This is a genomic window from Streptomyces melanogenes, from assembly GCF_014649795.1.
Classification (GTDB): Bacteria; Actinomycetota; Actinomycetes; order Streptomycetales; family Streptomycetaceae; genus Streptomyces; species Streptomyces noboritoensis.
Genome location: NZ_BMTS01000060.1, coordinates 1 through 11,360 on the forward strand (window position 1 = coordinate 1; position 11,360 = coordinate 11,360).

General features: G+C 68.9%; 9 protein-coding genes and 1 pseudogene. 2 read left to right on the plus strand and 8 right to left on the minus strand.

The genetic code is table 11. The features are described from left to right. Window positions 1–36: 36 nt before the first annotated feature. The 6 genes from IE252_RS42375 to IE252_RS42400 form a co-directional block, all read right to left on the minus strand. On the minus strand, window positions 37–1,149 hold the full coding sequence (locus IE252_RS42375) for a GNAT family N-acetyltransferase (RefSeq protein WP_190094856.1): 1,113 nt from the start codon (window positions 1,147–1,149) through the stop codon (window positions 37–39). Between the two features lie 195 nt (window positions 1,150–1,344). Next, a complete protein-coding gene (locus IE252_RS42380; RefSeq protein WP_190094857.1) occupies window positions 1,345–1,986 on the minus strand; it encodes a DUF6875 domain-containing protein in 642 nt (213 codons plus the stop codon). A gap of 33 nt (window positions 1,987–2,019) precedes the next feature. Next, on the minus strand, window positions 2,020–3,267 hold the full coding sequence (locus tag IE252_RS42385; RefSeq protein WP_190094858.1) for a pyridoxal-dependent decarboxylase: 1,248 nt from the start codon (window positions 3,265–3,267) through the stop codon (window positions 2,020–2,022). Next, a complete protein-coding gene (locus tag IE252_RS42390; RefSeq protein WP_190094859.1) occupies window positions 3,264–4,508 on the minus strand; it encodes a glutathione synthetase in 1,245 nt (414 codons plus the stop codon). Before IE252_RS42390 ends, IE252_RS42385 begins: the two co-directional genes overlap by 4 nt. Before the next feature lie 21 nt (window positions 4,509–4,529). Next, window positions 4,530–5,795: an ATP-grasp domain-containing protein gene (locus tag IE252_RS42395; protein ID WP_190094860.1), complete on the minus strand. Its 1,266-nt coding sequence runs from the start codon at window positions 5,793–5,795 to the stop codon at window positions 4,530–4,532. A 358-nt stretch (window positions 5,796–6,153) separates the two neighbouring features. After that, the gene (locus tag IE252_RS42400; protein WP_229849162.1) at window positions 6,154–6,429 is read right to left on the minus strand and encodes an SH3 domain-containing protein; all 276 of its coding nucleotides are present in this window, start codon (window positions 6,427–6,429) and stop codon (window positions 6,154–6,156) included. A 781-nt stretch (window positions 6,430–7,210) separates the two neighbouring features. On the opposite strand from IE252_RS42400, the gene IE252_RS44225 reads away from it, so the two are divergent. Beyond that, a complete protein-coding gene (locus tag IE252_RS44225; protein ID WP_308434614.1) occupies window positions 7,211–8,446 on the plus strand; it encodes a flagellin N-terminal helical domain-containing protein in 1,236 nt (411 codons plus the stop codon). Window positions 8,447–8,750: 304 nt separating this feature from the next. On the opposite strand, the gene istB is transcribed toward IE252_RS44225, so the two are convergent. Both istB and istA read right to left on the minus strand, forming a co-directional pair. Next, window positions 8,751–9,521 carry an IS21-like element helper ATPase IstB gene (gene istB, locus IE252_RS42410; protein WP_190094862.1) on the minus strand — a complete coding sequence of 257 codons (771 nt, stop codon included), beginning with the start codon at window positions 9,519–9,521 and terminating at the stop codon, window positions 8,751–8,753. Beyond that, entirely contained in the window at window positions 9,518–10,936 is a 1,419-nt protein-coding gene (gene istA / locus IE252_RS42415) for an IS21 family transposase (protein ID WP_190094863.1), read from the minus strand. Before istA ends, istB begins: the two co-directional genes overlap by 4 nt. 122 nt (window positions 10,937–11,058) lie before the next feature. On the opposite strand from istA, the pseudogene IE252_RS42420 reads away from it, so the two are divergent. Beyond that, window positions 11,059–11,360: pseudogene (locus tag IE252_RS42420) on the plus strand (transposase family protein); the annotation flags it as partial.

Here is an 11,360-nt window from a genome sequence, read left to right on the forward strand (position 1 = left end):
AAACGTCCATTGATGTACCGTATGGCGCTGAACAGTTCACTGCACTGCTGAACTACATGCTGAACTCTTTGCTGCGCTGCTGAACTCTTTCGTGCTGTTCAACAATGGGTGGCTGTGGATCGCCAGGGTCCGTGTCCATGTTGCGGCGTACTGGGCCTTGTAGTGGATCTGGCCGGGTTCCGGTCGCGTTCTGCCGAGATCCAGTGTCCGGTATCCAGAGCGTTCCAGGTCGGCGGTGAGATTCCGCAGGAGGGCGTGTCCAGGAGCCAGGGCGTAGGCGGTGGGGTTCATGGCGGGCAGGACGGAGTGGACACGGTGTCCGCGGTGCAGGCACAGCTGCGCCGCGACTACGTCCTCGTCAAGGGTCAGTGTGGCAATGAACGCTGCGGTGCCGCAGCGTTCGAGGGCAGTGCGCCATGGCTGAAGGCCCTGATGGAGGAGACCTTCCGTCTGGTCTGGCCGCCTCAGCCGATGCAAGGATTCAAGGGTGGGAAGCATCTCCAGCAGTTCGGTGGTGCTCTGGGTGCGGCGGTAGCGGACGCGGTGGCCGTGCTCGGTCAGGTTGTCCCAGAGGCGCTGGCGGCGCCGGTGGCCGCGCTGCGTTGTCCGGGAGAGGCCTGCGTAGCCGACCGGGAGGGCGATCGTGGCGTACGGCGTCTGCTCCAGGTAGCCGTTCCACTGTGCGGCCAGTTGGTGGGCCAGAGCACTGTCGGCGGGAACGTCCGCGAGGCCGACCTCCGTCCCGTCGCGGGCTAGCCCGACCAGGCACCGCACCAGTGCGTTCGCGACAGCCAGGCGTTCACTTCCGGGGCCGACGGCGCGGATACATTCGGCGGTGGGTGCGGACAGTGGACGTATCCGGTCATGGCCGTCGTCCGTCACCTCGTGTGTCATGGCCATCGCCGCGACGGGTCCACTGCTGTCATGGGCTACCACCATAACGGGGGCGACCGTGAGGGGCAGGTGCTGTGCCCAGCCTCCCAGCCAGGCCCTGGACTGGTACGGCGTGCTGTGCGGGTCGCGGGTGTAGAGGGTGGGCCAGCGGCGGTCGAGGAAGTCGAGGGCCCGCCCGTCATTCAGCACGGTGATGCGGATGCCCTGGTGCTCGGCTCTGTCTGGGGTGTCGGTGGCGGGGACGGCAGTGGTCATGGCGTTGGACTCCATCGAGGCGGCCGGAGAGAGCGCGCCCCCGCGGCGCGGCCTTCGGTGTGCCATCGGGGGGCGGGAGCGCAGCGGTGGCGGTGGAGCCGGTGGTGTAGGCCAGGGGCACTGCCAGCGCACGAAATCCATGGGATGAGGCCAGCGGTGACGCCACCGACTGGTGCTGACGGTGTCACCCCGTGGTCACAGGGTTTGTGGGTGGGCTGCTGCGCAGTTGGACGGTGTGCCCCGTCGCCCGGTGTCGGGGAAGTGGCGTTGGTAGGCCCCTAGCTGCTGGTCGTCGTCGGCGAAGAGGTGGTCGTCGCGGGCCATGCGGCGGATGACGATGAGCGGGGCCGGTGACCGGTTCACGGCGAAGGAGGTGCTGTGCACGGCCGTGGCCGGGCAGCGAGGGTGGAATCGGCTGATCATCAGGCCGCGCCGCATCACGTCGGCCTTGACCTCGCCGTGGACACGGTCGAGTTCGCCCCAGTGATCGGGGGCAAGGCCCTGGAGCAGCACGATGAGGCAGTGCAGTTGGCGTGCGTGGGGAGGCCATTGGTGGTGTTCGAAGTCGTCGACGGCGGTGCGCAGGACAGCGTGGAGCCAGGTGCGGGCCTGGGCGGAGCTGGTGTGCTGGCGGTCGCGGGGCACCAGGTCTCCGGTCGGAGTGTCGGTGGCGGCCCGTACGCGGACGACGCCGTGGCGGCGTGCTGCGGTGACGTACGGGCAGACGGCGCCGGGGCGTCCCAGGAGGGGATGGGCGCGCATGATGTAGCTGTCGAGCCAGGTGTCGATCATGGTGCGCTGGGCGGTGGCGGGGCGAGTGAGAAGGATGCGTTGCATAGGGCTGTTCCTGTCGCGTGGTTCGGCCTCGTGTCAGGGGGTGCGCAGGTCGCGGCAGAGGGCATCAATCGAGGGGCGCGTGACGTGACCGGCGGTGACCAGGCGGGCCAGCGGGCCTTCGCGGACCAGGTGCCACTTGCGGGCGACCCATTCGGCGGGCCGGTCGAAGCAGACGGTGAGGGAGTCGGTGGTGCGGGTGGGATGCGCGCCGGCCAGGGTGAGCTGCTCGACGGCGTACTCGGCGGTTGCCAGGCAACCCAGTGCGTGGGCGCGAAGGCCGGAGTGCCCGAGGCGCCGCAGCGCGCACCACAGAAGGAAGGCGGCCAGGCCACTGCGGGAACGGCCGCCTCTCTGGCCGGTGGCCCGGGCGTAGGAGCTGGCCAGCAGTGGCGCCGCAACGTGGCGTCGGCGGGTCAGGACGACGCCACACGGGATGAGGGCGCCGAGGATTTCATGGCCGCTGACGGAGAGGGAGTCAGCGCCGTGAGCGAAGTTCCAGCGGGGCGCGGAAGGCGCATGGGCAGCGATCAGCCCCCCGCAAGCGGCGTCGGCATGGACATGGACGCCCCCCGCCGTTGCAGCCGATTGACGGAGTTCGGTGACGTCGTCGTACGCACCGTGCGTGACCGTCCCGATCGTTGCGACCACGATGGCTCCTGGGCCGCGCCCGCCGTGGGGATGGATGCGGCGCTGGAGGAGCGCCGTGCTCTTCAGGGCCTTTGGGTCCATCGCACCATCACGCGTGGTGGGTATGGTGATGAGCTTCATGGCGAGGAGGTCCGCGGCTGTGGCGACGCTGTCGTGGGCCTGGTCTGAGGCGTAGACGGCGGCGTGGGGCAGCCGACGGCGGGCGGTGGCGAGGCCGAACAGGACTCCCTCGCTGTCACTGGGCGTGATGTAGCCGAAGGAGTCCTCGGGGTGCGCTTGGGTGGTCTGGGCGATGAAGCGGACCACGGCTTGCTCGTAGGCCCTGGTGTCGATGGTGGTGGCATCGTTGCTGGTCGGATCGGCCACGTTGTTGAATTGCGCGCCCGGGGTGGGGCCGAGGTCGGTGGGATCGACGGCCAGGTTGTTGGCGAAGCCAGGGATGCGGGGTGTCTTGGCACGCAGGGCAGCGATCAGGGCGAGGACTTGGGCGGTGTCGTCGAGCGGGTTCGAGGGGAGTTCGCCGATGTGCAGTGCGGTTTCGGCCGGGTATACCGGCGTCCAGGTCGTCCTGCGCTCCGGCATTCCGGGTGCGGGCGGTTCCTTGGCGCGTATGGGATCGGGTGTCGATGTCATGCGGTTCGCCCGTACAGGCCGCAGTTCTCGGCGGCCCGGATCGCCTGGTGGTCGCGGTTGATGGCCCGCAGGTCCTCGGCGGCGAGCAGGAGCCAGCCCGCTACCTGGCCGACGTTCACGGCGGTGCCGGCGATCAGCGGGGTGTGGGCGGCCACGGTCGGCAGGCTGGTGAGGGTGTGCAGCAGCTCCGGGTTGACCGTGCCGTCCTGGCGGGGCAGCAGCGCGACCTTCGTGGTGTGTGTCGTGCGGGCTGGGCGGGGCTCCTCTCGCCGGCCGGTGAGGATCAGGTGCACGGTGTCGGCGACCGGGTCGTGGCCGGTTGCCGCGCGGAGCGCCTCGGGGGCGAACTCCGTGCCTGCATCGGTGCGCAGGGCGGTGAGGGTGGGGCCTCGGTCGGGTGTGTAGATGACGGTGGCCTGGGCGGGGCCGTAGCGCACACCCAAGATGGTGAGGGCGCGCTGGGTGTAGCGGGTGAGCGCGCGGGCCAGGATGCCTCGGCCGCTAAGGAGGTCGGCTCGGTGGATCTGCCGCTCGCGCGTGTGGCTCTCGCACCAGATGGCGGTGACGGTGTGGGTGTCGTTGCCGTCGTGGACGGGTCCGCTCATGGTGTGGATACGGAACTGGGTGCCGGGGTGGTGCTCGCGCACGACAAGCGGCTGGCTGTCGCGGTGTTGCTGGCGGTGCCAGGCGGCGCGGATATCGGCAGATGTGCGGCAGAGAGCCCCGGCGTGTGTGCGGGCGGGGTCGGGTTGTTCCACGACGAGCTGGGGCAGGCGGGTGAACCGGGCCCAGCGCAGGGCCTCGCCGAGGCTGGCCGTGCGCAGGAGGCGTGGGGCGCTGAGCCCGGCATCGCGCAGGGCCGCGCTGGTCCAGGCGGTGTCGCGGCGCAGGTCGGCGGTGGCGGGGACGTTGCCGGGCAGCCCAAGGCGGGCGGCGAGACGGTCGGCCAGCTCGCATCCCGCCGGTGAGCCTGCCACGACGGCCGTGGTGCCCCGGTGGGCGAGGTCACGTGCCGTCCGGCGCACGCTGCCGGTGTGGGTGATCTGGTCGAGGAGGCGCGACGGAGCGGCGTCGGCGTGGTCCGTCTCGGGCAGCGTGACGGCGATGCAGGACCAGCCGTGCCGGGCCAGGGCGGGTGCGTAGGGGGTACCGGCAACGACGGGTGCGACCACGGCGGCAACTCCCCCGGTGGTGCGGGCGTTTGAGCCTGTGGCGCCGGGGCGGGTGGGGCTGAGAATCATGGCGGGACTCCTGGTGGGTGGTCAGGCCGTGCCGGCCTGGATGTGGATACCGGTGCGCTCTTCGACGAGCTGGAGCCGCTTGCGGCAGGAGGAGGGGTCGCCACCGGTGACCACAGCCAGGGCGGTGCGGTCTCGGATGCTGGTGTTGGGCGATGCGCAGACGTGTTCGCCGGGCAGCGCGGTCCACACGAGCCGTTCCAGCCACGCAGCCTGAATCCCGCAGTGCACCGCGGTGACGTGACCAGTGACGGAGGGGTAGAGGAACCGTACGGCGGCGCATCGGCTCTGGCTGGGTACAAGATCGGGGTCGGCGTCCGTGGCGAGATCGGCTGCGATCTGCGGCAGGTTGAGGCCCGTGGCCAGGTGGACCAGGTGGGGAATCAGGTCCCCGGCGAGAGTGGCGCCGATCTCGGTGATGCGCGGCCCCTGGTGGGTCAGCCGCATCTGGACGTGGACCACGCCGCGCGAGAGACCCACCGCGGCCACGGCCGACGCGGCGAGCCGGCCGATCCGGGGATCACGCAGGACGGGGTCGGCGGCGTCCACGAGATGTCCGCTTTCCCGGGCCGAGGGCTGATCCCGTGTGAAGGTGCGGCTGACGGCTGCCACGTGCACGGTGTCGGGGTCGAGGACCACGCACTCCACGCCGATCTCGGGGCCGTCTATGTACGCCTCGATCAGCACCCCGCCTGTACCGGCGCACTGCCCTCCCGGCTGGTAAGGATTTCGGACGGTTACGAAGGCCTCGCGTGCCTCGCGGGAGTGCCGGGCACGGTGACCTCCCGCATGGCCGCTGAGAATGCGGGGTTTGAGGACGACCGGTCCGCCGAGCGCGCTCGCGTGCTCGACAGCGGCGTCGGCGCCGGCGCCGGCGTCACCAGCGAGGGCGGGGGTGATCGAAAGGATGTCGGCGGCTGTGAGCAAGGATTGGGCAAGGTGCTGGTCGCGGCAGGCCGTCGCCGAGGAGGGAGTGTTCCCGGGCACGCGGAAGAAGTCAGCCAGCCGGGCTGCGAGTTCAACGTGCTGGTCCTGGTAGGTAAGGACCCCAGCGACCCCGCGGTCCGCAGCGATCGCCCCTACGGCCCGGAAGACGTCCTCGTCGGCCGCCAGGTCTACCTCGACCGTCGCAGCGCTGACGTCACACGCCCACTCCCCTGGTTTCTCATCGAGCAAGGCAACCGGATAGCGGGCAGCAATGTGCTGGAGAGCGTATCCGTAGTAGACGCGGTCACCAGCGCCCAAGACGACGAGAAGGGGCGTGTCGGGGCAGGTGCGGTCGGAGAACACAGAGGAGTCCTGACGTGAGGCGGACAAGGCCGGGCTGCGCCGGCCTCTGAGTAGTGGTGCAGGGGGTGCAGAAAAGTGGTGCCTCCCGGGCACGCGGGCACGCCCGGCAGGCAGGCAGCACCGTTGGTGTCATCCCGTGGCCGACCGGTCCGAACCGGCTCGCCGGGGCCGGGGGTGGGGTGCCGCTCGGGGGCGAGCGGCACCCCGGCAGCCCCGTCCGTGCGACCGCGCGAGGGGAGATCAGCGTGGTCGCTGTTCGGGGGCGAACTGGACAGGGCTGCGGCATGAAGGCCACCAAGGTGCCTGGGGCTCAGCGCGCCGGGAACCCAGGAAGGTCAGGTCCCGCAGGGATCGGGGGCTATCGGGGGCAGTTCTCGGGAATGCAGGTGTGCCCGCCTTCCCCCGGCGTGTGCAGCAGGTCGCCGCGGACCCACCCGACGACGCCCGTGCGGTTCACGCGGATCTTCGCCCATTGCGTGTCACCCGGGTAGGAGTAGTCCAGGGCGGCACACGACCAGCCCTTGTACGCGACACCCACCGCGACAGCGCGGGTCGTTGCCTTCGCGCGGACATTGGCAGCGGACGCGGTGATGTAGCAGCGATTGTCAACGGCGTGAGCGGACGTGGCGGTCACGGCAGCGGCTCCCGTGACGGCCACCGTCAGGGTGAACGCGGCAGCAGTGCGGCTTAACGGCTTCACAGCAAAACACTCCATGATGGGTGAGAGGAGAGGTAGGGCCGACGCCGCGGCGAGCGGGCGGGCGGGGGCAGACAGTGCCCGGTCCACAAGGCACGGTGCGGCGTCAACGCCTGAGTGGACAGCCGGTAGTGCTGGTGGTGACGTGGCTGAAGGGCGGTGTGCTCGGATCCTTGGATCCCGGCGGCGAACCGACGGATGCGGGGATTGCCGTGGCTGGAGGTACTCAGCCGCCGCTTCGCCCGCATCCTGGCCATCGGCGGTCGGCTGACTTGTAGAGGAATTTAGGCGGCAGACACCGCGTCCCGCTATTGGCTGCATGCACCATCTGCGAGCCGCCACCTGCCGGTTCTGCACTGCGGGCACCGGTGGGTTTGTTGCCGTGCACTGCAGTCGCTCGGGAGGTTCCAGAACTGCCCAATGCACAAACTCAGTGACATGGCGTCAGGCCTGCGCATCCGCTGCGCCAACGCGGTCACTTCTGAGTGGGTGTTCTGCGACGGTTCGTGGATGCTGGTGATCATGGGCGGTGATCGCGGAGACCTGGGCAGGCCCCACCCTCACGGTGGACGTGCAGGTCCCTGCGGCGTCGGATATGGGTCAGACCTCCGGTGGGCGTCCGGTTTTACCCTATCGCTCTCTGTAGCTGATCGGCTTCGCTTGGCACGCACGCTCCGGCGAGTGGACGGAGCGCAGTCGCCGACTTCAGGGGGTACTCGTGACCAGCAACGAAGAAGAGCCGAGCGGGCAGCTTGTTGCCGTCCGGGCAGCCGACGCGATCGCCATCATCCAGACCACTGAGGGATGGCTCAATGAAGTGACCAGCGTCCTCCAGCGGATGCGGGTCCTGTCGATCCAGTCGGCGAACGGTACCCACAGCGAGGAGGACCGCTCGGCGATCCAGCTTGAGGTCGACCAGCTGACCGACGAGATCGCACGTGTCGCCGACCAGGCCGGCTTCAACCGGCTGAAGACGCTGCGCGTGCACGTGGGGACGAACACCAACGAGGCACTGGCGGTGAACATCTTCGCCGCCAACGTCCAGCACCTCTTCGCCGGTGAGCCCGCCGCACCTGCCGATCAGGGCGCAGCTACCCCGGCCGATCAGCAGGGCGGTGCCGGAGCCCAGGGCGGGGCTGCCGTGGCGGGTCCGGTGAACGTCATGACAGCGATCGACGCCAACTCGTCCATCGCGAAGATCGACGTGGCGATCAGGTTTGTCACAGACCAGCGGTCGAATCTGGGGGCGTTCCAGAACCGTCTCGAGTCCGCAATCCGCCGCAGCAGTGCAGGATCCGCCACGGACGCCGCTGGCAAGCTGCTGGAGGCCATCGGCGCCGAGGCCCAGCGGGTGGCGGACAAGTCCGCGGGGCAGGCATCGGCGGAGTTGGTGGAACTCGCCCGCGCCTACGCCCGCGTACTGCCGCCCTCCGAGGCGCTCAACAGCCTCGGTAACTTCTGGCAGGCGCTGGGCGACAAGCCCCGCTCGGTCCATGCAGAGTCCGCTGCGGGGGCGGCTGCACCGGCGAGCAGGAACATGATCACCGGCACGTCGCAGGCGGACGTCGCCATGCTCGTTGTGCCGGCCGAGAAAGGGGGCTTCGAAGGCGCCTTCTCCCGCACCTCACAGACGCAACTGTCTGCCGCTGATGCCCGAGACAGGCTGCTGGACGCCATCGGCCGGGAAGCCCAGCTCGTCGCCGAATCCCCCGGACAGACCGCCACCACGCTCACAGAACTCGCCCGCGCCTATGCCCTGGTGGCCCCCAACACCGCAGCGATCGCCGTGCCTGCCCTCCAAGCTCGCGCCGGGGAAGGGCGCCACAGCATCAGCCTCGTGGCTCACGTCCCCACCAATGGGTTCTACGTCGTACCCACCGACGCAGATCTCATCAACAAGGACCAGGACATGAGTTTCAGCCCGATCACTGAACCTCTTTCATCCTGGCTCTGAAAGGTGAAGGTGCAGGTCAGCAGGGTGGAGTGACATGGCAGAGCCCCCGGTCGTTGGCGGTGTTGATTCCACTCGACACTGCCGACGGCCCGGGGGCTCTGTTGGTTCCGTATCCTTCCATGCTCGACGTCCCGCACGAGCTTGTTGAGCATGTCTCCTGGCTCATCTACGACCGGCGGCGTGAGGTGAAGTCGCGCTGGCGCAAGCTCGGTTGCTTCAAACAAGCCCTGCTCGCGCTGGCGCATCTGCTGTCCGCGTACTTGTCTGAGTGCACCACCGAGTACGGAGATACGTGCACCACTGCTCAGGCCACGTCGGTGTCCCGGTCGATGGCCTGGAGGCGGTTCTTGAGCCGGTAGCTGTTGCCGTTGATCGAGACGACCTCGCAGTGGTGCAGGAGCCGGTCGAGGATCGCGGTGGCGAGAACCTCGTCGCCGAAGACCTGGCCCCACTCGCTGAAGGTCTTGTTCGAGGTCAGGATGACCGAGCCCTTCTCGTAACGCTTGGAGATCACCTGGAAGACCAGGTTCGCCTCGGCTCGCTCCAGCGGCTGATAGCCCACCTCGTCGACCACGAGGACGCTGGGCCGCAGGTAGGAGCCGAGCTTGTTGACCAGCCGCCCTGCGGCCTCGGCGGCCTTGAGGTTGCGGACCATGTCGTCGAGGGTCGTGAAGTAGATCGAGTAGCCGGCCCGGCAGGCCGCGACCGCGAGGGCGACCGCGATGTGCGTCTTGCCGACCCCCGGCGGGCCCAGCAGAGCCGCGTTGGCCTTGGCCTCGACGAACGAGAGGGTGGCGAGGTCCTTGACCTTGCGGGGGTCGAGGTCGGGCTGGAAGGAGAAGTCGTACTCGTCGAGCGTCTTGTGGTGTGGCAGCTTCGAGGTCCGCAGGCCGGTGCGGAAGCGGCGGTCGTCACGGACGGCGAGTTCCTCGGACAGGACCAGGTCGAGGAAGTCGAGGTAGCCCATCTTCGCCTCGTCGGCCCGGCGGGTGAACTCGTTGATGGTCTCCGCGAGATGGGGCAGGCCGAGCTTGCCGGCCGTGGTGCGGATGCGGTTGCCGGTCAGCTGACTCAAGAGGGTTCCCTTGTCGCTCGGTTGGTGGTGAAGGGGCGGGTGCCGGTCAGTTCGTCGTAGACGGACAGCGGGCGGCGGCCGACCTCGACACTGGCGGCAGCGGCCCGGTTCAACAGGGCTTGCAGCGGACCGGCTTCGGATCCCAGAGGCCGGTCACGGCGGGGTTGAGGCATCACGTCGCCGGTCGTGACGCGACGGTTGTCGCCCTTGGGCAGGCCGTCCCAGTGCTTCTCGTCCACGATCCGGGCGCCACGGCCCACCGCCCGGGGATGGGCGGCCAGCAGGGTTTCCCCGTCGGCGCCGGGGGCGGTGGAGTGCAGGCTGATCTGCGACTTTGTGGCCCGGATCTCGACCAGCTGGCGCGGGCGGACCTTGCGGGCAGGCACCGAGTAGAGGTTCGCGTCGAAGGCGACCAGGCAGTCCTTGCCGACGTGCCGCAGATGCCGCTGGGCCACCACATACGGCGTCGGCGGCAGTGGCCGCAGGGCCACGTGATCCCGCACGGCCCGATGCCCGATGATCTCGCCGTGAGTGCCGTGCACCTTCGCCCGCCGCAGCGGCACCCACGCGGTGAAGGCGGCGTTCATCTCCTCGATCGAGGAGAAGGCCCGTCCGGCCAGCACATGATCACGGACGATCAATACCTGCCGCTCAACCCGGCCCTTCCCCGTCGGGCGATAGGCGGCTAGGACGTCGATGTCGAAGTCGTAGTGCCCGGCGAACGCGACGGCTTCCGGGTGCAGCGGGACCGCCTCACCAGGAGCAACATGCCGACGCACGACCGTCTTGGTGCGGTCGTAGACGATCGTCATCGGCACCCCGCCGAAGTGCGCGAACGCGGCCCGGTGACAGTCGAAGAAGCTCGCCAGATCCTGGCTGGTGCTGAAGCAGCAGAACGGATCACGCGAGTACGACAGCGTCATGTGGAACGAGTAGACCTTCGGGATCCCGACATGGGCGAGGATCTTGCCCTCATCACCCCAGTCCACCTGGGCCTGGGCGCCCGGAACCACCTCGAACCGCCGATGCAGCCCCGCCAGTTCACCCGGACTGATGCCGAGCTCCTCGGCGATGCGGGGCCTCGCCTCCTGAAGGTAGATCTTGACCCGCTGGTAGTTGATGGTGACCTGGTACTCCGACGCGAGACGTTCGTGGATCACCGACGCCTTCAGCAGGATCTCCGACCGGAGCATCGCATCGATGAGCGGAGCAACCTCGTCGACCACCCGTCGCTGCTGCCGGCCATCGGTCATGCGTTTCGGCGGCGCGACGGGGGCCTCGCCCGACAAGTACTTCGTCACCGTGCGGCGGTTCAGCCCGGTCTCCTTCGCGATCTCCCGCAGGCTCATCGCGCCGGACTCGTACAGACCGCGGAACCGCCTCAACTCCAGCCAGCGATGCGGGTCCAAGACCACGTCAGCCGCCCCTCTGCCACCCCGAAACCGACGACAGAAGACTCGCGGCACCCGCCCGTCACCGCATCAACTTTGGTGCACTCTCATCCGTACGAGGTGGTGCACGATCACTTGTACGCGGACATCTGCGGAAGAACGAGACGTTCGCACAGGTCGGAGCCGGGTTCGGGGTATCGGAGACGACCGCGTGGCGCTACGTCGACGAGACACTCGAGGTGCTGGCCGCGTGGGCGCCAGGCCTCCACGAGGCCCTGGTGGGCCTGGGTGAAGGCGACTTCGCCATCGTTGACGGCACCCTGATCCCCACCGACCGCATCAGAGCGGACGGGCCCTACTACTCCCAGAAGCACAAGAAGCACGGCATGAACGTGCAGGTCATCACCCGTCCGGACGGCACACCCCTGTGGTTCTCGCGGGCCCTGCC

What these genes read in the sequence shown, in the direction of transcription:
- IE252_RS42375 (WP_190094856.1), bottom strand. Translation starts at nt 1,149, where the DNA reads ATGACCACTGCCGTCCCCGCCACCGACACCCCAGACAGAGCCGAGCAC.
- IE252_RS42380 (WP_190094857.1), bottom strand. Translation starts at nt 1,986, where the DNA reads ATGCAACGCATCCTTCTCACTCGCCCCGCCACCGCCCAGCGCACCATG.
- IE252_RS42385 (WP_190094858.1), bottom strand. Translation starts at nt 3,267, where the DNA reads ATGACATCGACACCCGATCCCATACGCGCCAAGGAACCGCCCGCACCC.
- IE252_RS42390 (WP_190094859.1), bottom strand. Translation starts at nt 4,508, where the DNA reads ATGATTCTCAGCCCCACCCGCCCCGGCGCCACAGGCTCAAACGCCCGC.